At 46.0% G+C, this 24,580-nt stretch carries 19 protein-coding genes; 6 read left to right on the forward strand and 13 right to left on the reverse strand.

Features of this window, described 5'->3' with window-relative positions; all coding sequences use genetic code 11:
- Positions 1-321: 321 nt before the first annotated feature.
- The 13 genes from J4G07_02815 to msrP form a co-directional block, all read right to left on the reverse strand.
- A complete protein-coding gene (locus J4G07_02815) occupies positions 322-3,531 on the reverse strand; it encodes a hypothetical protein (GenBank protein MCE2412912.1) in 3,210 nt (1,069 codons plus the stop codon).
- A 945-nt stretch (positions 3,532-4,476) separates the two neighbouring features.
- On the reverse strand, positions 4,477-5,901 hold the full coding sequence (locus J4G07_02820) for a hypothetical protein (GenBank protein ID MCE2412913.1): 1,425 nt from the start codon (positions 5,899-5,901) through the stop codon (positions 4,477-4,479).
- Between the two features lie 195 nt (positions 5,902-6,096).
- Positions 6,097-6,489: a hypothetical protein gene (locus tag J4G07_02825; GenBank protein MCE2412914.1), complete on the reverse strand. Its 393-nt coding sequence runs from the start codon at positions 6,487-6,489 to the stop codon at positions 6,097-6,099.
- Between the two features lie 18 nt (positions 6,490-6,507).
- Entirely contained in the window at positions 6,508-7,071 is a 564-nt protein-coding gene (locus tag J4G07_02830) for a hypothetical protein (GenBank protein MCE2412915.1), read from the reverse strand.
- Positions 7,072-7,136: 65 nt separating this feature from the next.
- Positions 7,137-8,750: a hypothetical protein gene (locus J4G07_02835; protein MCE2412916.1), complete on the reverse strand. Its 1,614-nt coding sequence runs from the start codon at positions 8,748-8,750 to the stop codon at positions 7,137-7,139.
- A 249-nt stretch (positions 8,751-8,999) separates the two neighbouring features.
- A complete protein-coding gene (locus J4G07_02840) occupies positions 9,000-9,746 on the reverse strand; it encodes a hypothetical protein (GenBank protein MCE2412917.1) in 747 nt (248 codons plus the stop codon).
- 32 nt (positions 9,747-9,778) lie between these two features.
- Positions 9,779-10,492, reverse strand: a complete 714-nt coding sequence (gene pduL / locus J4G07_02845; GenBank protein ID MCE2412918.1) for a phosphate propanoyltransferase — start codon at positions 10,490-10,492, stop codon at positions 9,779-9,781.
- Positions 10,493-10,572: 80 nt separating this feature from the next.
- Positions 10,573-10,848, reverse strand: coding sequence for a BMC domain-containing protein (locus J4G07_02850; protein ID MCE2412919.1), 276 nt, complete (start codon positions 10,846-10,848; stop codon positions 10,573-10,575).
- A 151-nt stretch (positions 10,849-10,999) separates the two neighbouring features.
- Entirely contained in the window at positions 11,000-11,896 is an 897-nt protein-coding gene (locus J4G07_02855; protein MCE2412920.1) for a tetratricopeptide repeat protein, read from the reverse strand.
- A gap of 29 nt (positions 11,897-11,925) precedes the next feature.
- Positions 11,926-12,924, reverse strand: a complete 999-nt coding sequence (locus J4G07_02860; protein MCE2412921.1) for a metallophosphoesterase — start codon at positions 12,922-12,924, stop codon at positions 11,926-11,928.
- A 203-nt stretch (positions 12,925-13,127) separates the two neighbouring features.
- The gene (locus J4G07_02865) at positions 13,128-14,081 is read right to left on the reverse strand and encodes a hypothetical protein (protein MCE2412922.1); all 954 of its coding nucleotides are present in this window, start codon (positions 14,079-14,081) and stop codon (positions 13,128-13,130) included.
- A gap of 55 nt (positions 14,082-14,136) precedes the next feature.
- Positions 14,137-15,309: a serpin family protein gene (locus J4G07_02870; GenBank protein MCE2412923.1), complete on the reverse strand. Its 1,173-nt coding sequence runs from the start codon at positions 15,307-15,309 to the stop codon at positions 14,137-14,139.
- Between the two features lie 148 nt (positions 15,310-15,457).
- Positions 15,458-16,417, reverse strand: a complete 960-nt coding sequence (gene msrP / locus J4G07_02875) for a protein-methionine-sulfoxide reductase catalytic subunit MsrP (GenBank protein MCE2412924.1) — start codon at positions 16,415-16,417, stop codon at positions 15,458-15,460.
- 452 nt (positions 16,418-16,869) lie between these two features.
- Between msrP and J4G07_02880 the strand changes: the two genes are divergently transcribed.
- From J4G07_02880 to J4G07_02905, 6 genes are all read left to right on the forward strand, one after another.
- Entirely contained in the window at positions 16,870-17,073 is a 204-nt protein-coding gene (locus J4G07_02880; GenBank protein MCE2412925.1) for a hypothetical protein, read from the forward strand.
- Positions 17,074-17,713: 640 nt separating this feature from the next.
- Complete coding sequence (locus tag J4G07_02885; protein MCE2412926.1) at positions 17,714-18,646, forward strand: hypothetical protein; 933 nt, start codon at positions 17,714-17,716, stop codon at positions 18,644-18,646.
- Positions 18,647-18,662: 16 nt separating this feature from the next.
- Entirely contained in the window at positions 18,663-19,295 is a 633-nt protein-coding gene (locus tag J4G07_02890) for a YHS domain-containing protein (protein ID MCE2412927.1), read from the forward strand.
- Between the two features lie 109 nt (positions 19,296-19,404).
- Positions 19,405-20,757 (forward strand): TolC family protein, encoded by a 1,353-nt coding sequence (locus J4G07_02895; protein ID MCE2412928.1) that lies wholly within the window; start codon positions 19,405-19,407, stop codon positions 20,755-20,757.
- Complete coding sequence (locus J4G07_02900; protein ID MCE2412929.1) at positions 20,738-22,429, forward strand: TolC family protein; 1,692 nt, start codon at positions 20,738-20,740, stop codon at positions 22,427-22,429. The genes J4G07_02895 and J4G07_02900 overlap by 20 nt, the downstream gene beginning before the upstream one ends.
- 122 nt (positions 22,430-22,551) lie before the next feature.
- The gene (locus tag J4G07_02905) at positions 22,552-24,522 is read left to right on the forward strand and encodes an efflux RND transporter periplasmic adaptor subunit (GenBank protein MCE2412930.1); all 1,971 of its coding nucleotides are present in this window, start codon (positions 22,552-22,554) and stop codon (positions 24,520-24,522) included.
- Positions 24,523-24,580 lie beyond the last annotated feature (58 nt).

Genomic DNA, 24,580 nt, shown 5'->3' on the forward strand with positions numbered 1-24,580 from the left:
TTTACAAGTCATCTCATAAGATGTTGTCGGAACTCGTCCAACAACTCAATTTTCCTAACACTTGAGCATTTCAAAAATTACAAAGGTTTTTAGGTCAGGTAGGAGCGATCAAAAACCGCACCCACCATTTACAACACCATTTTTGTTAAGAACACCTGAGTGTTTAAGAAGTTACGCGTTATATTCAAACCCTACGGAAAATGGAAGCTCAGGTGATATAGCGAGACGCGAAATCGCTAATGGAAGCACGCCATCACGATGATCGTGATCGCGTGACTTCCGAGGACACGAAGAAATCGTGTCCAGCGATCCAAACATCACTTAGAAACCCATCATTGCTCGCACGAACGTCGTGTTACTCGTTGTGTGGTCAAGCAGGATGGTGGTTCGTCGGTAACCCGCGAGGATAACGATGTTAAACCCAAGCCATTCACCACGGTTGATTGCTTGGACTTCAAATATCCGTGTTCGCAGGTCGGGTCGGAAAAGGACGGGTACATCCTCATCTTCCGGGAAGTTCGTCAAATATTGTTTGAAGTTATCATCCCGATTCGTGAATTTCCTATACTGGAAACCCCCAAGAATGTTCATTCTTTGCGTGAACTGATAATCAAGCCGGACGCCGAGAACATCTTCACGACTTCTACGGTTGAAGCGCAAGTATTCGATGGGTTCATCATCAGTCGGAACAAACAGACGTGGGTTAAGAGCGTCCCCAATTTCCTCTGCGCCACGGTCGAAAGCGCGGTCCCAAATGTACTTCACCATCGGTGTAAGCGTCAAATCTTCACCGATTCTGTCGATGAAGGGCAGGTCACCGAGAGGGATCTCATATCTGGCTTTGAGAATCGTCTGCTGATTACGAATATCCCGTTCGGGATAACGACGCTTCTTCCAGTTTTCAGCATCATAGATTAAGCCTGGATCCTCGGGATTCAGAGCGTTGATTCCATGGTCTGGATAGAATGGGAATTCTCGTTTGTCACCAGAGGCTCGGACCTGCTCAACGGGAACCATGAAGTCAACACGTTGGTCGGCATTGAGTGGGTCGCCATCTTCTCCTGATCCTTCAACATCCAAGAAGATCGCGCCTTCCTCGTCCTGCTCAAATTGTTTTTGAAGGACAACGAGGAATTTCGCTTCGAGGGTGAGGTTAGGAACAGCAGTGTAGAGGAACTGCAGCGTTGTCGTATTCACACGGGCGTTGTAGAAATCAAGCTCGTCGGAAATTTGGACGGGCTCCAATTCACCAACACGCAGTGTAATCGTGTAATCTGGAATATCGTCTCGGACTCGGACGAAGCGGTTTTGGAAAAGAACAGTTCCGAAATCAGGGATGTCACGTTGATAGGTGACATGTAGATATTTGGAATCATTCTGCCGCCGGCTTGAAACTTCGTTTTCGTTGAGCCACCCAACTTTGAGTGAAAGGTTATCAAGGAGGTCATATTCAGCGAAGACATGGTATCCTTGCCTGTCTACCCCGTATTCATATTGTGGTTCAAAATCATCCTCAAGGGAGTCGATGGTGCCGTTGTTGTTCAGATCGACGAGGTCGGTAAACACGGGTGGATCGGCATCAAAGATGAGGAAGTCTTCTTGGAAGTCCAAAACACCGTTCTGGTCTCTATCATCAGCACGTGGTAGGACTCCGTCGAAGTCAATGTCATCGGGCCAATCGTCATCATCATCATCATCTTCAATGAGGGCGTAATTAACTTCATCCCACGGATCTCTTTCAGCCTGGGATTCGGGGGTTCGTTCGAGCGAGTAAGGCTGGTCTCTGTCGGTATTCGCACCGAAGTTGAAATAGGTTGTGGTGTACCCGGGATCAATATGGTAGTAGACACCTTCAAGGTACAACTTCCCAAAGCGGGATTTGAGTTGGACGAACCATGCGGTTTCTCTGCCCATTTCTCCGTCGCCACTTTCGTCGGTTCCGCCACCACCCAACCTGGCTTCAAACCGCTCACCTTCGGTCTCTGAATAGGTCGGCACACCGTTCCGATCTAAGGGCAATCCTGTTGCCGGATCGATGGAGATACCGGTTTCTTCCTCGCCATCTTCGCCTATAATCGTGGGGGTAAGTCTACTAAATCCGGTCTGATCTTTGGGGATCGTCGGATACTGCTTATATTTACCGTTGATGGAGTAGTGCGCACGAACGAAAACGTTGCCGACAGTCCCTTCTAAGTCAAGACCGTAGAGGAGTGCCGCACGTGCCGCGCCGTAACGATAACGGATTTTACGAGGTTTGCCTTCACCTGTCCAGCTGTCTGGATTATCAAAGCGTGCCTCGCGGTTCTGCGTGTAATCCGAGGATTGTCCATAGTTACCAGGTGCCTGAATAACATCGCGATATGGCATTTCAATGTGACCATCTTCGGTTTTAATCCACTCTTCAACAAATGGATCTGCACCTTCAGCGGCCTTGTTAGCATCACTAAATCCGATAACGGCAATGTTATAATCACCAGCCACGACCATGTCAAAAATGACCGATTGAACCGTTCGTGGATCGATGTCATGTTCCTCAAAAACGAGATCATACTTCATTTTATTGAAGCCATCCACAATTGCCCAATCTCCAGATTCACGAATATCAGACGGAAGTCCACCGACATCAATGGGAGTGACATCGCTGGAGAAGATGTCAATCTTTTGCGTTTGTGCGGGTTGCGCTTTAGGTTCAACACCTTCTTCAATTTCATCGGGTGTTAAGTCTTCCAACTCTTGCGTGATGACTGTCGCCGTCATTTTCTTAAAAGCCGCACCGACACCACCTTGAATGTTACCGCCATGCTTGGCTTCGTCATAGCCGGAAAATAGGGTAACGGAACCGTGATTGTCTTCAGGCGAATCATCGCGGAAAACAACGCTAATTACCTCTGGCGGTGTATTCGCTACAGTACCCATAATCGGGTTTTCAACGCGTTCGGGGTGCTCTTTATGAAGGTTTACATAAGTAAACCCAACGCGGAAAATATCGCCCAATAGACCTTGGGCTCGGAAGCCCATGAGTCGTGCGTTTTCAATATGTCGAACGCCAGCATCTTCATTTAGACCATTTCGACGTCCAAGGGTAGGCGCGAGGTTCGCCGCTGCGTCTGTCAACTGAACGGGGTTTGAAATACGTGAGTTAATGAGTGTGAAAAGGTGTCGTTCCTGTGCAAAAGAAATATCCCAACGAAGCCCATCAAACTCTGTTTTGTAGAGGATATAGCGGTTCGGGAACAATGTAGAGGGCTTGAAACGCATACTATCGCCAATGGCGAACTCGGTATATCTACCTCGGAAACTGTCTTCTGTCAAGACGGTTCTATCCAGCTGCGCTGAGAATCTTTCGCTATCAAGCTGACCGGTCCGACCAACAATCAACATGCCAGCTTGGTCAAACTCTTTCTCCTCAATATAGTTATAGACCTCGTTACCCTCAAGCAGCTCTTTTCCAAACAGGTCATAGAAGAACTGTGGTTCTTCTTCCAATTGGAACCGTGCCGAAAATTTAGAACTCCCCTCAATTGTTGGCAATAGGGGCTCTTGTGGACCAAGGCTCTGTGCACCACAACCGTAAAGCACAAAAGCACTCAGGATACAGGTCGCTACAAGTAAAACATTTTTTCCTCCTTGGAAATAATGAATCGGATATTTGGGCGACGGAGCGGCGATATAGGTTTTTTTACCTTTCGCTGTCCCTACCTCGGTTTCCGACAAAAAACCTTAAAAATGGATGAAAACTGCTTTATTTACAATGTAAACGAAAAGCCCCAAAATCTCGTTAATGAAACCAACATCACTTCAATTTCGTTGTTTTCCGGTACTGCCGGGCAGGTGTCCAAAAGCTGTGAACACCGAGCGAAGCATGTAAAAAGCAAATCTCCTCCAACAGATTAAGGGTTTGTTTTGCGGGAATTCCTAATAAACAGCTAATAAAACACCCACAAAACTGTTCTTAGCATTTTAAAATAGCACTGATTCAAATTTCTGTCAAGTTTTTAACAGAAAAAACGCATGCGTTGGGGTAGTAATTTCACATAATCATACCACAAACATCATATTTTTCAAGTTTAATTACATCAGCACCATCTTATTTTCGATTTTTCGCCCATTTTAAGGACGAGTCGCGGTCTACAATCGCTCCTACGTTCCCCCAGTAATTATCCCACGGAATACTGTGCGGGATAGGGGTATCCTTAATATGAGGATCATTTTGACAACTACTGTCTTCTCAAGACTCCGGAAGACAGTAGCGAACGGATAATAAGTTGTGTTGGCCTAGGACCTGAGTAAAATATTGGTAAGCCCTGGTATTATAAATTTGTAAGTATCCTCACAATGGCAGCAAACAAGTCATACAGCACTGCACATTAGGCGTACTATAATTATACTACATTTTAAGAAAAATTGACATTTTTTTTTCTCACTGATGTCAAACAAGGTTCCTGAGCTCGAAAATTGGACTCTAAAAATTTTAAATTAAGGCGTTGCGTCTTTTAGACGTTCAGGGCTTTTATTGAAATATTCGATAAACAAGGCAATTGTAACACCCAAGGACAAACCGGTGATCCCTGCGATGACCAAGATAAACCTCAGTTGAGGACTAACGGGAATTTTTCTCGGGACCGCGCGGTCGATGATTTCAATACCGCCTATCTGGTTGCGAGCAGTATTTAACTTGGATTCAGCATATAATATTTCAGTTTCAAGTGCCCGTTTCGCAATTTCTTCAACAAGTGCATTAGTTTTTTGAATCTTAGCCCCCATCTGTGTAAGAATTATCTGATTTTCTGGAATCTGTTCCAGCATTTGCGTTAATTCCGTTTCCAACGTGCGCAGCTCCTGCTTTAGGTGCTCAGCAGCGTTTTCATAACGCGAGACACTCGGAACAAGGGTCAGCAACTGATTCTTTATATAGGTATGGTGGGCAGAGGTGCCGGAAGTAACGGTAGTAGCTGTAGGAGAGGTTTGAGCGTTTTTTTTGCGGATTTCGGCAATTTGTGCGTCGAGACCCTTCAATTCTGAGGCAGTCTGACCTACCTTTTCCGCGTCCGCTACGCGCTGCGATTCAAGGTTGAAGAGTTTCTCTTGCTGAAAAAGCCAAACGGGATCGTAGGATGTAGTCTCTGATATCTTCGTCTGCTCTGGTAAGAGTTTTAGTTGCTCCTGTAAGTATGAAATGTGGACACGCGTCGCATGGAGCTGCTGCTGGTTCGTTTCGAGTCTTTCCCGGATATTGGCATGACGTTCAAGCAGATTGGTAAGCGTTGGAATCCATGTTTCTGGACTGCCATTCTGGCGAGCAAATAAGAGGAGCGCATCTAAATCTGTCTGTATTTCGATTTGAATTTCTCGTCGTTTATTTTCGAGAAATTCCATCCGCCTTTTGAGTTTTATCTCTTCATCTCCATACCTCAATGTTTTCATAACCTCTACGAGCTGGTTAACAAGAAGAGCCGCATTGCGTTCTCCACCCTCCGCTTCGGTCAAAGCAATTGAAAGATTGATATAGTCGGAGTCCGGGTTCAGCTGAGCCTTCAGCATTCGTTTGAGTTTACCAGCCGGTGGAAGGAGAGAAACCGCCTCAACGTTGCCACTCTCTTCGAGGTTTTCGATTGCCATTTTTAGCATTGATTCCGTGGAAAATCGAGCACTGATTGTCTCCATTTCCCGTCGGTCAACACCACCAGAGAGGACGCTTTGAAACAGATTTGTTGAAGGCAAAGCGGACGTTGTATTCGGTTGGACAAATAGCATTAAAGTGGAGGCAGCGTACGTTTTAGGCAAGCGGAGTGAAACAACCAAGGCGGTTCCTAATACCAACAAGATACTCAGGCAAAGTGTAAAATCATGCTTTCGGATGAGTTGAAGATAATCTCGGAGATGTTCCTCCTGCTGCGGCATGAACGTGCGGTATTCCCGCCCAATGCTTGGACTGGAAATTGCCCCTCCCTTTCTCAAACCTATAGATTGTTGGCGATACGAATTTCTTCTTCGTTAAAAGCTTCGTCATGCCATTCAACTATACGCCATTCGTCGTTTCTTTTTTCGAAGATAAAAAGGTTATCACCTTCAGCGTATACACCACTAAATCCACCCTCAAGTGAATGTCCATCGGACTTCCGCCTGATTTCCATCTTCGTTCATCGTAATTTCTGGTGGGACAGAGAGTTCTATCTCAATATCCTGAAACTTCTCAAAGACGCGAGTGGCAGCGTCTCGTTCCTGTCGAATGTCATCAAACTCTAAATCGTCTGTTTTATCTCCGTCTGTTCCCATATCAGAGACATAGAGGAAACCATCTTCCCAAAAGGTGGTGATATAAGAGTTGACGTCTTCGGTTTCATAACCTTGCCGCCACTGATCTAAGACTTTATTGATTTGAAGGAGTTCTTCAGGCGGCACCTGACCGACTTTGTCAGCGTCCCCACACCCCATAAAACCTATGAGTAAGATGAGTACGCCGGTGACTTTTACCAAAGTCCTGAACATAGTAAGTACCCTCCTTATTTAAAAGGTTTTAACAATACCTAAATACAGACGTGATGGGGTTGCCCCGACCTCAATCCCCAATTTTTCAATATCCTGTGCATCCTGCTCAATGGATTTAATTAATGTCGTCGCATTGTAAAAATTGGCACCGACGTAGGAATCGATAAGACTGTAAACCCAGATACCGATACCCGTATACATAAAAAACGTCCTAAGCTTAAAACGTTGATTCGCGAATTCGTACCTCTCGAACACGCCTTGATCGTCATTAGGAAACAAACTGGCGTACTCGGCGTAGGCATCATAACGACTCCTAAAAGATTGCTGTGCCAGCAAAGCACCGACAACAGAACCACTTATTCCCAGAACAGTGAGACTACCACGGATATAGCCACGGCTATAAAATTGTCCCCATCCGGGGAAAATGGCAGAGCGCACTATCGCTCCAATCGGAGAAACGAGCTTTTCCTCTTCCACCACTTCAGGTGATTGCTGTTCGGTATCTGTACCGTTTTCAGCCTCCTGCGCAAAACTGGCGTGGAGGCTCAAGAACAGTAGTGATGTAATTAGCAAAAATCGCATCTGAATATGAAGGCTTTACGCACCTAAAAAGCTGCGCAAAGCCTGTGTTACCTCTAATAAACGAATTAACGTCTCCGTTTTGTCCGTTCCGTTGTCCGACTCCGATTATCATCGTCATCACTTTTACTGCTGGAACTACTACGCGATGAACTCGAACTTGATGTTGTCGGGCGCGTCCGAGACTTTGTAGAAGAAGAGGAACGGTTTATGCTTGAACGTGAGCGCGTTGAACTCGAACTTGATGTTGAACTCGAACGACTTATACGAGACCTCTCCGTTGAGCGGCTTATACTTGAACGTGAACGCGTCGAATTTGAACTTGATGTTGAACTCCTATACCTTGAACCCGAATCATTACTGCTACCTGACGAAAACGACCGGTTTGAAGAAGGCGCCGAACGTCTATAAAGTGGTGTAGTCCGTTGTCTTTCTACGGTACTTCTATAACTGTTCACGCTCTGTGCTGTTCCATTCGGGTAACGTCGCTGCTTGCTAAGTGCGTTTCCAGAATATGTGCTTCTTCTTACACTATTCCGCTGGAGGCTTGATGCAGAAGCAAGCGAGCGCTGTTTCTCCATAATAATTGACTGGCGCGCAATTCGTTCTGTTGTCGCTGGGGTCTGTCTTCGGTGGTTTTCAAGCGTGGTGCGGATGTTTCTCCTAACTGTTGTCCGGTCGGCTTGACGACTGTTCGCAGTCAATCGGCTGCGGCTGTACTGCCGACGCGCTGTTTCATGCTGAGTACTCCACCGATTCAAACGCGTTCGCCGCTGATAGACCTTCGGTGTGCCACGATAGTGACCTTGGTAAGAACCGTAATACGGCGAATAACCGCGGTAGTAGGCACCTGAATAATACCTACGGTAACGTCCGAGATACCCACCATAATACGAACGGATTGAGAGATAGTGGTGATCGTAGATTGGATAACTCCATCGGAGGTAGTAGTCGTAGTCCGTCGCGTAATAGATGGGACCATCGTAAAAATAAAGGTAGGTGTAATTATGCCACGGACGCCAACGGTAAGTTGGTGTATACCGCTGAATTACTTTAACCTTCGGTTGTCTCCGATATGTAGATACCTCAAGATGTTCTACGTCAATCTGTTCGCCGCCCTCTGCGACGATATGGAGTTCCATCCATCCATTTTTGACATGACCGACTGCGGGGATCTTAATGAGTTCAGAACGATTTTTTGCTCGCAGCACGAAGGTGTCCCCGTAGCGTGTCTCTTTAGCATTTTCGTCATGGTAGCCACGACGTGTCGCCTCGCGTTGGGTATTACGAATCCAAACGCGTCCCGCGATGGGTTCTTCGTAGTCTTCAATCTCCAGGTGATGGGGTTCCCCTCGATACCTCACCAAAACTTCGATGGACTGTGTCCCTGTTGGAATTTCAAAGAGATATACCGCGCTGGCAATCGCAAATTCGTAGTTATTTGCGTTCTCGGCAGTATTCGCCCAAGCGGTAAGCCGAACGCCATCTTCAAAGCGCGGACTGGCGGTAATTGTCGCATTCCCACGTTCTATCCATTCATCGACATCATTGGCAACGCGATGTTCTCGACTCAATCGATCCGCGTAATAATCGTAATCCGCAGCGGCAGGCATTAGCAACCCAGCAATTGCAAAACAACTGATGAGGCATACTGCACTTAAAATAGAAATCTGGGTCTTCATGAGAATCCTCCTCCTATGTTCATGTCCTTCATTTGGTATTGTCAATAGGCTTCTACCTACAGAGTGCGGTGACGCGTGAGTATCTAAAGTTAAACCTTTTTAATCAAAGTGCGATAAAAATGATACAATTTTCCTTAAGAATTGTCAAGAGTTAATCAACGTCATTCAATGGTTCAGGCACCCTAATCACGATTCACCCTTTAAGAACGAACGAGCATATTGCGAAAACGAAATGGTTTTCCCAATTCTTCAGTTTTTAGGTATCAGTTCAATACCTCTTTTTTTCGCGTGCTCACGGGCGAGTGGCGTGATAATCACTGGGTTTGAATGCACTAATTCTCGCACATTCGCATCCAGGTTTGAAATAGTCGTTGCACTAATTAAAGTTTTTTCCACAACAGCGCGCGAACGACTCTCTCTCTCTACGACCGACTCGGCAATTTGGGTCATTGGTACCAAGTGAACGCCGAGTTCAGACAAAGCGTTTACATAATCGTTTTCAAGTTTGCTAAAAATAGGACCCATTTTTACGGAAACTTCATTCTGATTAAGTGCGTCAGAGGCTGCTGTAACCTTCTTCCCCTTAGAGAGTGCTTTGAAGACCAGATAGGTACACGGCGTGTCCACCAACCTTAACGCGATCTTCGCAGCCATCGGATATGAGAAGACAGGGAGCACAATTTGCTGATACGTTTCAACAAAAGTTGTTATATCGCTGAGAGCATTCTCCTGCAAAATATTATCTTCGCCAAATGCAACATGAATCAGTTCGAGGTTTACGACTTTCGTTGCGAGATCGGACAGAATTATTGTAATTTCCCATCCGTTTTGTCTGCAAGTCTGAAGTTGCTGGATGGGTTCATCCAACGCAAGTTGTGTTGCATCAAAAATAGCGAGGAGTCGTTTTTCGTGTGTAGTTTGCGTGGAGACTGATGTTTGCTCTTGCAGCACCTTCTCCACAATTCTCCGAATCTGGTCAATCAGCTCCTGATTCATACTGCCTCAAAGTATTAGGAAACGTATACGTCTCAACCGGCATCGCGCACGATTTCAACGGGTTCGCCGCCTTTTAAACCTGCTGCATTGGCATCGTCGGTATCTAAGTGCATCTGAAGTACATAATCTTCATGAATTTTGGGACGGACATTTTCGAAGGTTAGCGCGCGCTCACCACGGAAATGCACTTTTAAAATATCGTTCTCGTGAATACCGAGTGCCTTGGCATCTCCGGGGGTCATGTGGATGTGTCGCGTCGCACAAATTGCCCCTTCCTCCAAATAGATGCTTCCGGCGGGACCAACGAGGGTAATCGGATCGGCACCGGCAAGATCCCCTGAGTCTCGAATAGGCGGATTTAATCCAAGCCGGATTGCTTCCGTTTGAGCGACTTCAACTTGAGAGTAATCTCGCACGGGACCAAGAATACGAACTGCTTCAATAGCACGCATCCGTTTTCCAACGATCGTTAATGTCTCATTCGCGGCGAATGCTTCGGGTTGATAGAGTGGCGCGTAGACAGTGAGTTGGTGTCCAGTACCATATAGAATTTCAAGGTGTTCCTGCGTTACATGGGCATGCCGTGCTGAAACGCCAACCGGGATCTGTTGCTGCTGCGTGACAATATCACACGCGCGATTTCCTGCATCACAGGTCCGCAAAGCGCAACCGCTACAGGCTTGGTTGGTCTTTAGTCTATTAACAACACGCTGGGTAATCAACTCAACAAGGGCGCGGTCTGGCATCTATGTTCTGCCTTCTATGTTAGGATATACTGAACGTCTCGGAACCAGAACGTCCAATGAATCCGAGGACTACACTAAATTTAAGATTTTGGCAATAGAATTTCGACTTCAGCGTGCGGACGTGGAATCACATGGACTGAAACCACTTCGCCGACGCGCGCCGCAGCCTCAGCACCAACATCCGTTGCAGCCTTCACAGCACCCACATCACCACGAACCATGACAGTCACGTAGCCAGCACCAATTTGCTGATAACCAATAAGATGGACATTTGCTGCTTTCACCATAGCATCGGCAGCTTCAATGCTCCCAACTAAGCCTCTCGTTTCAACTAAACCCAATGCCTCTCCGGTCATATTAATATCGCCTCCTATTGGAAATTAATTCAAAAATAAGATCAAGTTTTAACTTATGCGTCATACAGTAGAAGCAATTTTCTGATCGCGAATCCGCGCGCAAAAAAAGGGAAGATCAGGCGAAATGATAAATCTCACCCTGACTCCACCCTTATAGTATATCATAATTTCTTACTTTTTTCAAGAAAAAACTAAAAACGCGTTTATACGCTTCATAAACATCTGTTTCTGCCTTACTAACTTCACCTAATTTTTGATGAACGAAGGCACGCCAGAGATAAACCTGTGTAAGCGCGTTCGGTTCACCTTGCCATGTGCGAATTGTTTCGGTGAAAAGTTCTATAGCGTTTCTGTAATCAGCGTTTGCCGCTACCCGTTCGCCCAAGCGTGCATGAACCTGAGCGCGATTGATATAAGCACCGGCAAAACGCTGTTCCAAACCAATAGCCTGATTCAGATCTGTCAAAGCCAGTCTTAAACGATCTTCGTCACTTTCGGTGGAAAGCCGTAGATGGGCGTTGCCACGGGCATAGTAAGCTACGGCACTCGGTTGCCGCTTAATTACAGTACTGTAGTCGGCGAACGCACTTTGGATGGTGCCTTGTTCCAGATAAGTTTGTGCCCGCCTTTGCATGACACGTGCGTTCCACCTTTTTTCCAACGAGGCTGAATAATCCGCAATAGCCTGTTGTCGGTTCCCTAACGCTCGATAAGCATCGCCGCGACTTGCGTATGCATCGGCGTGATACCGATTCAAATCTAAGGTTCGGGTGTAATCCGTGATAGCTGCTTTATACTGCCCCGCGCGATAATGTGCCAGTCCGCGTTTCACGTAAGCTTCAGCGTATTTGGGTTCAGTCTCAATAGCGCGTGTAAATGCCGCTATTGCTTGTGGAATCTTCCATGTCCTCAACGATACTGTCCCCTCCCGGACATCTGCTTGTGCCTGTGGTTTTGCACCCTTTATCGCATCCCATGTTACAAAGCGAGCAGCGAGGATAATTGTAAGAATCAACACCGGGGTCATGATATAAAGGAGTGGTCGCATGATGAGTGTTTTTCTGGAGAGATAGCCCTTTAGTCGGATTTTGGCTTTTGCGTTTCGCTATAGAGGTGGTGGATATTTGCACCTAACTTCAGCACATCTACAGACGGGTACGTCTCTGCCAAGTCAATTTCAATATACGTAGGAATTCCAGGTCGACCGCTGTATCCTGTCGAAAAAATGAGTTGACTTTCACCGAACGTCGCTATACCATCTCTGACATTCCGTTTTGGAAAATAGTGAATTGGGGTATGTCCAACGATAAGGATATTCCCGTGGATCGCTTCAAGGAAATTTTTAATATGCGTTAAGGTGTATCCACCACTATAAGCGATTTCTGGACGATGCCAAAGGAGCTCCTCAAGAGTCTTAGGAGTCGGATTCACCAGATCAGCGAGACTTGTGACAAAACGCGCGGGACCCGCATGGATACCAACGAAGCCGTTTTTCCCGACGACCACCGTCGGTAGGTTCATCAGAAATTCGTACTGTTCGTCCGTCATTCTTTCAATAAAGTTGAACTGCTCATAATAGGCACCGAGAGGACTGTCGTATAAAGCGCGAATAAAATGTCTCCGGTTCTGTGTTGTCATCCCTTGCCTTTTGAGCATTGCGTAGGCGTCTGCAGCAGCGAATTCATGGTTGCCTCGGAGGTAGATAATCCTTTCACCCTTATCGCCGAGTTGTCTTTGGAGTTCCATAACCCGGTCAATAATGAGAGTATCCCCATAAGGCGGATGTCTCGGTTCATCGGGTTTATAATCAACCGCATCGCCGAGTATCAATCCGTAAATATCTTCATCTGCTTGAATTTTTTCAACCAGTTTCGTGAGTCGTAACCATTGATTAAAATCATCCCAATGTGCGTGCAGATCAGAAACAATATAGAGAGTGCCATGGTCGGGTAGAACAACGATGTGCCCATCGCGTGTCAGTTGGTTAGGGTACTGCGCGAGTAACTTGGGTTGGGCAGTCGCAGCGGAGGTAAAACAGATCAAACAAAGTGCGAGGTCAATAAGTGAAATGTTCATAATAGTATAGTCCGTAATCTCCAAAGCCGCCCGACCGAACCGCAACGGATAATTAGTAATCAGTTGTCAGTTAGGAGCAAGTCGTCTAACACTTTTTACCTCTTACCATAGCATCAAAACCTATAGCTCGTAATGAAATGGAGAGCGGATATGAGGAACGCACGTTAAAATTCAAACGCTCGTTGTTCCTCCGCAAGGAAAAATTAAAATTTGAAAAATGGGTCTATAGCGTCTTCTTGCTGTGCGAGTCTATTCAAGTGCCGTCGTCTCCGATTCCAGCAGACGAGATAACCGATAAGCGCAAGTCCACCGAAACCTCCCCACAAGACGTAGGAATTAGAAAAGAGAGATGCCCATTGATAACGTTCCGTCAGCGATTCGCGCCAAAGGGCATCATAGGTGGCGAGATCCCATCCAACGACAGTCTCAAAAGCCGTCCTGAAATTGCTGCCAGCGTGGAGTTCGGCAATCAGTGAAAACAGCGCATCTTTACCTTTGACTTCAACCAACCAACGGAGGGTATCCTGACTTTCAGCATACGCCAAGTCTGCACCGGCTTGCGTCCGTGGAAAACGCCGTTCCAGTTCATGAAGTGGTATAATAGATTTTGAGAAAATATGTTTTAACAATGTTTCGTGTCGACTTGGCACCCACTCCTCAGCGAAATAAATTGCGATGCCTTCTATGAACCAGAGTGGGATTTCTTTTACGGCTTTACGGGTGCACTGTCCGAAAAGAACATGTGCAATCTCATGACGCAAAACTTGCGTCAATTGCAACTTCGCAAGGGCAATATGTTTCGGATTCTGGATGACGATACGTCGACTCAACGGAAAGGCGCAGCCAACCGCCCAATCTTGGATCGGAGCATGAACGGAAGCTTGGAACTCCTTTTGTGTGTCGCAGACCCAGATATCAATTATTCCCGCGGGAATACGACTTGTCAACTGTGGCAATTCGGCATAGAAATCCTCCGCAACCTGAAGAATCGACCCTGGGTCCGTCGTTCCTTTCTGATAGTAGACTCGGAAGTGTGGACTCTCTACTGATTGCCAAGCTGCCGATGTTGAAACTATCGGCAGCAGGATAATGAAAACGGTCCCTTTCAGCCACAGCCATGGGAAGAGTTTTTGATACGATACAGTTCTTGCCCACATCCACCTGATTCTTTGAAGAGACGGTGTTTTTCCCGGAATCACCATATATTTTCACCTACGGCTCCGCGACAACGCCCATAAACAGGATAGTCTTTGTCTCGTTATCGTGAATCGCAAAGAAAAAGGGTCGGTCTACAATAAAAGGAATTGGTGGTGGCGATACCGCACTTGTCTCAATAACCCCAACACTGGTCACCGCCGCAGCTTCAGTTCCTTCTTCATTGACCTCGACGAAGGTTTTATGAATCACTTCTCCGATATACAAATTTTGACCCGAAATCTCTAAGGGTGCCATACGGCTGAAATCTGCAAGTGCTGGGTCGAACGCTATATCCATACCGAGGACTTTCAGCGTGTTGTTAAGGGTCTTTCTATATTCCAACTTAAACTTGGGCATGACCAGGGACACGTCTTGTGTGCGAAACTGCGGCATCCAATTTTCCCAGTTTTCGGCGTTCAAATTCTCTAAAAAGATGTTGAGGTCGGATTCAGGGTCCGGGAGGAAAATATACATACGCATTTGCCCATCGCCATAAGCGAGGCTAATCGCTTGAAATTCCTCTCCCTTGTAGTATGGATACCAATGATTTTGGGTCATCATTGGCACCTGCTTTTCATCGCCACTTGAGAGATAGAAGGTATCATCTCGTGTCCTCAATGGGTTGAATTCTCTTTGCCACGTACCCTTGAAGTAGATAGCGTTGATAAGAAATAATACTTTCGATGGGTCGATCTCATCGTCAACGATTTTTTTAATCTTACCGTTTGTATTAGTATCTACCCACTGATTAATTGTTTGTGAAGCACTTGGGGCATCAAAATCCAGTGTTGAAATCTCCGCTCCGAAAAATTGGGTGTTTCGCTGCAAGAAATCTGGTTTGAACGAGAATCCTTGACGCGCCCAAAGCGAGTTCGCAATGGCGAGTGTTACTTTCGGATCTGATGTCAAAAGTATTTGGCGCAATCCGGCATAGCCTCTGTTAATCGCTTCGGAGCCTAACCCTTGCAATTGCAACGTGTTGGTCATTGTCTGCTCGGTTTCACCGGATGCGCCGTTCAACGTCATTGCTAAGGCAGTAGAAATACTAAGCGGTGAGATAAAAATATTCTTGTCCTGCTCAGTTTTACGGATTTCATCGAACAGGTTAAAACCAAATTTAGTATTCGCCGTGACGACACTGCTATCAATGGGACCAACTTCAAGTTTAACTTCCTTCTTGTCAAACATATCCGCACGAAACTCGTCACATCCGGCGAATAGTAGCAAAACCGAGCAGAAGAGTCCAAGAAAAGTTATTGTGGCTGTCTGTTTTTTATCCATTTGTTCCCTGCTATTTCAAGCGGTCACTTTGCGACTTTGATTGAAAGGTTTGTCCTTAATAGAGGTGGGCAACATAACTGCCATAGCCGTTGTAAATCTTCGTTGGATGTCTTTCATTACTTCCAATCATCCGTTCTTTGGCTTGCGACCAGCGTGGATGCGGCACATTGGGATTGACGTTTGCCTCAAAGCCATATTCCCTCGGCGCGAGCGTATTCCAAAAAGTCCGTGGCTTCTGATCGGTCAACTCAATGCTAACAATGGACTTAATACTTTTAAATCCATATTTCCAAGGGACGATAAGCCGAATAGGTGCCCCGTGCTGCGGCGGCAAGACATGCCCATAGATACCGACACCGAGTAGCGTCAAGTCGTTCATTGCCTCGTCGAGCGTTAATCCTTCAAAGTAGGGCCACGGCAAGCGGGCATTGTGTTGCTCAGGTGCCATGTCGGGGTCCAAAAATGTGAGCATCCGGACATATTTGGCTTCAGCCTTAGGTTGAACTTTTTCAAGCAACGCTTTCATTGGAAATCCGATCCACGGCACCACCATCGCCCACGCTTCAACACACCGGAGTCGGTAGATGCGTTCTTCGATCGGCATCTGTTTGATTAAATCGTCCACATCCAGGGTCATTGGCTTTTCGACCAATCCCGATATTTCAACTTCCCATGGGCGTGTTCTGAATTTATCCACCTTTTTCCAAACAGTGTTCTTTCTATTGGTGAATTCATAATAATTGTTGTAGGTCGCAGCGATGATTTCATCAGTCATCTGCCGCTTTACAGTAAAGTCTGCATTATTTTCGACATCAAGTTTTTGCGCACGGAAAGGCTCTAACTGCTTTTGAACCCCTTTATTCTGGGCACATGCGTTTGAACTTGGAATGAGTAAGGCACTTGCACTCGCTATCCCCAAGTTTTTGATGAATTTCCGGCGATTGATATAATCTGATTCAGATGTCGCCTGATTTTCAGGGATTTCCCATCCCTTTGGAACTTTAATATACGTCATGAGATTTTCCTCCGTTGTAATTTGTAAAGACAACGATTTGACTATCTTTTTTTATTTTTTTAAAGTACGGAGTACGACACTTCAAGATACTACAGGTGCAAGAGCGGAACTCGCCAAATAGTATATCTCATTCGTATCTGGAATGCAACTTAATTCAACTTTTATGGCACACTTAAAGGTTTTACGCCAGCGTAACATTCTCCTTCTGTGTGGCCTCAGACAATGTAGCAGTGCAATAAAAAACGGTGCTTATATCACGGAGTTGACCTATGATTTCCTATGATTAAAAAAGCAAAGAAAATTAAAATCTTAGATTGTCTGCTTTTTTTTGCAACTTTTTTGATTTTTGGTGTATAATATCATAAAGTATTTTATTCGGCTTCCACTTTCTGACGAAAACAGCGGAGTTTATTGAACCGTGCTAACAAAACATCGGCAAATTCTCATTCTACTTGTGGGACTTTTGTACGTTTATTCGGTATGTCCGTTTCTATGTGCAACTTTGGAACAGAAGTCTTGCCACAGCGTCCCTCAAAAAGTCTTGGTCGGAGATACCGAAACCCGATCAACCTGCTGCCAAATCACCGAAACAGACGCGGCGGGTACTGCCGAAACCCCATCTGGCAGCAGTAATCCGTGCTGTTCAAAAGATTTAGAACTTGTTCTTCCAGACGATGGGTACAACACGCAGAAATTAAATGAATCGATTGAGCAGTCTCTTGTCTCAATTCTTCCTGTTTCAGTAACTTTACCTGTTACACCGTGGGAATCGCTCAAGAATTCCCCCGCGCCGCTAACCTCCACGTTTTTCCTCGACCATTCTCTATCCCGTAGAGGCCCCCCATTTACCCAGTGCTAAGTGAGTTCCACTCGGAATTTTTCAAGCACTCACCCATTCCTTAATTTCACTGTTTTTTTCGTAACGTTTTCCCGAACTTTCTTTTAATCAGGACTTATCCAAAATTGGATCATTACGCCTATTCACCAGTGATCGGTGCGGTTAGGGGATTTAGTCTGCGGATAGACTAAATCCATTCCTCGTATTACATTCCGCACCTACCGGGGAACTGCGTAAGTCCTATTCGTGAAGGTTTGCCGAGGGAACTGTAATAAACCTGTAGCGCGAGATTTCGTGTCTCGCTGTGCTACACTACTTTTCAAATGAGAAAAATTACAATTATGAAAATCCCTTTGTTTTTATGCGCGATGTTGTTCAATTGGATGTTTATCTCTTTCGGGTTCACACAAGAAAGTTGTCCCGCCTGAAGTAATCCCGTCTTACCGCCCAGCGGTCTGATGAATGAAGTCAGTTTGGCTTCACAAGAGATAGATCAGTTTCGAGTAAATATCAATATGTTAGTGTCCCCAGATGCACAAGGTGGGCATCTTGAATCAAGAGGGCTTTCACCAACGGGTGAAATTATCGACGCGCCTTTACATAGACACCATGTGGCGTTGAGCACTTACCGAATTGATGTTGGATTGCAATACTTGCTGAACGATCAGTGGACGCTGCAGGCAAACGTTCCGTATGCAGTCAGAAACCAGGACGCAAGTATTGAATGGATTGATCCGGTGAGTCCTGAAGACAAGCAAGCTATTCTGCGGAGTCGGGATATCCATCATCGAGATGAAACCTATACCGGACTTTCGGATCTGGATGTGTTCTTAGGCTATAAAATGCATGGATTCTTTAAAACGGATGACCTCCTATTTGTTCGATTGGGTTCAACAATCCCAACTGGCAAAACCGAGGAAAATCCGTGGATACTCGGAGATGCAGGCATTGAACACCTCCATATCCAGTTCGGGACCGGCACCTTTAACCCGACTGCCAATTTGCAGTACAACCTACCTCTCTATCGAGGTATGAATATCACGGCTTCCGCACGTGGAACATTTCCATTCTATGAGAACAGCAAGACCTATCAAGGCTCAACAGAGTTAACTTATACGGCTGGTTTTACATACCGCCTTTCCGATTGGCTTTCATTTAACGGAAACTATCTCGGTTTTTATCAAACTTCTGCCTCTTGGGCTGGAGAGCGTGATATCAACACAGGGATGCGTTACAGTATGGCGGCACTGGGCATGTCCTTGTCAGCACTGGACGGTATTTTTGTGTCTGTCAACGTCATGTTTCCACTAACGCAAGAAACCCTTTACGATGAAAGCGATGCGATTGAATTTGGCAATTTGGTCTCTTTGACCACGACCTATTCATTTTGATTTAAAGGAGAAAAAAATGAAGATGAAAATGACGCGACGCATCGTCGCCTCTTTCTTGGCAATCTTGGCTGTGCTACTATTCTCAATCTTTTCGCTGAATGCGGAGGAGGCACACAAAGCGCATAAAGCCCATAACCACGGCGAGCACGCAGCTGCCGATGGTGAAAAAGTGCGTTGCGCGGTTGACGGCATGATGATGAAACCTTCGGCAATGATCAAGGTTGAACAGGACGGAAAAGCCTATTACTTCTGCAACGACATGCAGGCGGAGATGTTCAAGGCGAATCCGGACAAGTACCTCCAGACAATTTCAGTGGGAAATTTGACATTCGATCTCAACGTGATAACGACAGAGGCGTACAAGATGATGATGTCTCACATGGGAATGGGGGGCATGATAAAAGCCGACGAGATTAAGGGAAAAACGCACTATTTCAGTATATACCCGACGCAAGAGCATGGAGAGATTGCGTTAGGTGATGTTAAACTCGCCATTCAGGTTACCAATACTGAAGGGGAAACGAAGATGGCACTACTGAAATATAGCAAGATGACGCGTACCTACCAAGGCTTTATTACTATGCCAACAGGTACAGAACATGAGGTTCGCGTTCGCGTGACAAGCCCAGCTGTCAAGATTTCACTTTAAGGGTTGTCAGTTGTCGGTTATTAGTTATCGGTTCAAGTGGGGGTTGATTTAACTAAACCCTCTCTTAACTGACGACTGACAGCTGATAACTATTAACAAGGAGACGATAATGCGTGAAATTAGTTTACGCCATCAAGTAACAGCAATCGTTATCGGCAGCATATTGGTGTTAGCCATTCTGGTGCAAACGGAAGCGCATGGAATGACGCAGACGGCAACAACCGCAGCGCAAACCGATGTGTCCACTCTATTTGCGGACACCCTTGAACTACCGAGTTTAATTCGGGTTGCTGTTGACCGAAATCCTAAAGTTAAAGCCGCAAAGGCACAGTGGCAGGCGACAATTGAGCAATACCCGCAAGTGACAGCATTGCCCGATCCGATGTTCATGTATGGCTACTTCTTGCGAAGCGTGGAAACGCGAGTCGGACCTCAACGCCATCGGGTGAGTTTTTCACAAGCGTTTCCCTACCCGGGGACCCTTGATGCAGCCGGAGAAGTCGTCAAAAAAGCGATTGAGATTGAGCGTGTGAAGCATGAGCAGGTAATACGTGATCTCATTGTTGAACTGAAACTAAGTTACCATGAATTGGCATATCTCCAACGGGCGGTCGAGCTGACACGACAAAATCATGGACTGATAGCCTCTATTCTCGCGATTGCAACCACGCGTTATGCGGAAGGAAAGGCGACACTTAATGATGTACTGAAGGCACAGAGTCAACTGGCGCAGTTGGAATACGATCTTATTCTACTTGAGGAATTGCAGCACGTTGAACATGCCAATATCAATGGAATCCTATCTGTGCCTTCAACGATGTCGCTGGGTAAGACAGTGCCAGTTCCATACGAGCCGCTTGATGTAGGATTGGCTGATATAGAGAAACAGGCATTATCAAAACGACAAGAGTTGCGAATTGCGGAGTTAAACGTTAAAAAAGCCGCCCAACGGATTGCACTCGCAGAGCTCCAGACCAAGCCCATGCTTAAGCTTGATTTAATGACAATAGAGACGGGTGAAGCCTTGATGTTAGACGCGCCCGGCAGTGGTAAAAATCCATTTAGCATCGGTTTTGGTGTAACAATTCCGTGGTCAAGTTTAAAGAATAGTAGCAAAATTCGCGAGGCACAGCAAAATCATGAAGTCGTCACAGCGAACGAGCGCGCCTTGGAAGATCAAACAAAGGTGGCTCTCCGGAAAGTTTACTTTCGGCTTGAAAACGCACGGCGGCTTGTCGAACTCTATGAAACTACACTCATTCCGCAAGCAGGTGCTGCTGTTGAGGTCGCTGAGACGTGGCATCAGGAAGGTCCCAAAAGCATTGCGGGATTTCTTGAGACGCAGAGCGTTTGGTTAAATTTCAATCTCGCTCGGTTGCGTGCGATTGCGGATTACCAACAGAATGTAGCTCGGTTGGAGAAACTCGTTGGAGGGAAGATCGATGATTCGCACATTGAATAGTTATCGGTTATCGGTTTTCAGTTTTCAGTTACAAGAGGGTTTTGTTAAACCATATCCCTCTTCAACCGACAACCGACGACTGAAAGAAAATCTGCTCACGCAGATTTTCGTACCGACAACTATTAAAATCTGTCTCATAATGCTCACTGTTTTGGTAGGTGGGTGTGCCAGCCATCGACTGGAGACCTACCAAGAGTTGCGTAGTACTGAGATACAACAACCCGCATATTACTATACAGAAGTCGAAAAAAAGGTGCCCGAGACTGAAATTGATCCAATCGTGGCATCAGACCAATTTCTTAGCGAAATTGAAGCGAAGGTGTTGAAGTACCAGAAACAGTGGAAAGCCCAATTGGAAAGCGAAACACCGATGCCACATCTGTTTTACGATCTTTCGACAGACTCCATGAAGGCACATCGAGAATTGGCAGCGTCGCCTGAGAAGTCAAAAGCCCGGCTTGCCCAACCTATTGCGTTGGAACTTCTTGTGGCACTTGGATACGAATGGAGTCCGGGGTTGAAATCTGCCCGTGAAAAAATTCGAGCGGTCCTGGAGCAATATCCGCAAGCCGTCTACTTAGAGAATGTGTTGCGTCAGTATAACGCTTTCACGAAACAGCTTGATACGAAAGTTGGATCGATGCGCCATAAAGAGATGATGGCAATGGAGTTTCCGTTTCCAGATACCTTAGCGTTGAAAGGGCAGATTATTACTGGAGATGTGCTAATTGCCCAAAAGGAGTTTGAAATTGCCCTGCGAGATCTGGTGACCGAAATCAAGTTAGCTTACTACGATTATCTTTTCGTCATTGAGGCGACCCGTATTAACGACGAAAATCAGAAATTACTGCAGCAGATGATTGCTATTGCCCAGGCGAAGTTTCGCGTCGGACAAGGCAAATATTCAAACGTCATTATGGCACAGGTAGAGTTATCAAAGTTAGCAAACGTGATTATTACGCTTGAACAACAGCGGGAAACTATCATTGCGCGTCTTAATACGTTATTGAACGCTTCAGCAGATTTGCCGTTAGGAATTCCTGTGCCAGTTGAAGAAGAACGTGTTGTATCTACTTTGGCTGAGTTGTATGCGTTAGCAGCGCAGGAACGTCAAGAAATCCAAAAACAGAAGTTGGTAATTAGTAAAATGGGCTTGGCTGTGGAAATGGCAAAACAGATGACCTACCCTGACCCGACCGTCGGTGCAAGTTACTTTGAAAACCGGAGCATGCCGGACGTGAAACATACACAAAAAATGCCCATGACTTTTATGACGCAACGCACATTAAATCCGAGAGATACAGCGTGGTTCGGTCACCGAAACTCATACATCCATGAAGTGAATGTAAAAATTGAAGCGATGGAGCATCGGATCGAAGAACTTGAGAGCAAGATACGTTTTGTTGTAAAAAAACATCATTTTGGAATGGAAACAGCAGATCGGAGTATTCGCCTCTATCGCCGGACGCTGCTTCCGCAAGCACAGCAAGCGTTGGATGCCGCGAATACAGCCTATCAAGCAGCGCAAATTGACTTTTTGAGTTTTCTTGACGCCCAACGCACTTTATTAAATTTGCGGATTAAAGAGCAGCAGGCGTTGCGTGATTATCGCCACCATCTCGCACAGTTGGAACAGGCAGTTGGCATGATATTGCCCAAACAACCTCTATAGACATTTCACTTCTACGGGGTTCAGGCTCTGTTGGGATTCACCAGAAACCGCCATGTAATGGTGCCCAGATGCCATAATTAAAAAAATGCTCAGTGCAATCACTTAAAAAAGGAGTTCACAAAATGTCTAAAAATTTCTGCCTCGCAACGACACTGATGATTACTTTGCTTTTTATATTCGGCTGTAATCAGCAAGAGAAAGCTGAGATGGAGCATCATGTCAGTGAAAAACGTGAAACAATACCAGAGGACGCATCAGGCATGGATGAACACGCCGATCATGCACCAGCTGAAAAACGTGAAACAACATCGGAGGAGAACACCGGAGGCATGGATGAACACGCGGGTCATGCAGAGATGGCGATGTCTACTGACGATGGAAAACAGATTCGTTTCTGGACGTGTGTTATGCACCCTACAGTCAAAATGCAAGAACCTGGCAGTTGTCCAGTTTGTAAGATGGAGCTGATTCCTATTTACGAAGGGTCAGGACTGGAATTAACTGAGCAGCAGAAAGCACTGATTCCAGTGCGTACTGAACCTGTTGTCTTCCGCGAAGTTGAACGTGAAATCCGAACTGTCGGTGTTCTTGATTATAACGAGACACGTATGGCTTATGCTTCAACACGAATTTCAGGATGGATTGAGGACTTACACATTGATTTTACTGGGATCAAAGTGCGTAAAGGTGATGAACTTTTGTCTATCTACAGCCCGGAATTAGTCACAGCACAAGAAGAGTATTTGACTGCACTTAAAAGTATTGAGGAACTTCAAAACACGGAATACGCCGAACTGCGTAGATCGGTTGAACAGACCGTTGCCGCTGCGAAATCCAAACTTGAATTGTATGGATTGACCTTAAATCAGATTGAAGATATTCGCAACCGAGGAGAAGTCAGTACGACCTTACCGCTCTTCGCACCGAGGGCTGGGACTGTGGTTCACATGAACGTCACGCAAGGTCAACACGTGAACAAGGGTATGAATCTTTACCACATTGCCGACCTTAATAGTTTATGGATTATGGCGGACGTTTACGAGTATGAACTGCCGTGGATTTACATGGGACAGGCGGTTGAAATTACGACGCAATCCATGCCAGGGTTAGCGTTTTCTGGCAAAGTCACCTATATTTATCCGTTCTTTGACACACAAACGCGGACGCAGAAAGTCCAAATAGAAGTTCCCAATCCGACTGGACGACTCCGTCCAGGGATGTATGTGACCCTTGAAATAAAACCGACACTTGCAGAAATCTATACCCAAGGTGCCATCTCAAAAGCCCCGTATGCGTGTCCAATGCATCCATGGATTACGTCTGAACATCCCACTGAATGTGAGATATGTGACATGGACTTGGAACCGACACACACCGATATGACTGCGTCTGAAGCGGAGGGGAAGTGGGTCTGTCCGATGCACCCCGAAGAACAGTCTGATGAGTTTGGTGAATGCTCTATCTGCGGTATGGATCTCGTTGAAAGAGCAGAGATGTCTACACCCGCAGAGACGGCAGCATCTACTATGTGGGTCTGTCCGATGCATCCGGAAGAACAGTCTGATGAGTTTGGTGAGTGTTCCATCTGTGGTATGGATCTCGTTGAAAAACAGTCAACAACGGGTGCACATTCTCACGCACATCATTCCATGACCGCACCTACCCTTCGTGCAGATCAGCCCCCACTAATTTTCAAGTATGAGTGCCCTGACCATCTGGATGAATATGCGACCGTCCCAGGACTATGTCCACGTGATGGGAAGCCACTTATGATGACAGGTGAAGTCTTAACTGTCCCCAAGAGTGCAGTCATTGACACTGGTTTACGGAAGATCGTCTTCGTGGATCGCGGTGAATCCGGTTATGAACAAATTGAGGTTGAGGTGGGGCCCGAAGCTTGGGGAACATCGGAGGACTCAGAAACCAAACGCCGGTACTATCCTATTGTGAGTGGGCTTACCCCTGGTGATATGGTTGTCACCCATGGCAACTTCCTCATAGATTCGCAGACCCAATTAACAGGTTCCGCGTCAGGTGCTTATGGCGGAGCACTCGGTGATAAAGAATCAACCGCGCCTGTTCATCAACATTAAGGAGTCGTCAGTTGTCAGTACGGATTTTTTCAAAATCCTTTCAGTCATCAGATAAGAG

Source organism: Candidatus Poribacteria bacterium (assembly GCA_021295715.1).
GTDB lineage: Bacteria > Poribacteria > WGA-4E > WGA-4E > WGA-3G > WGA-3G.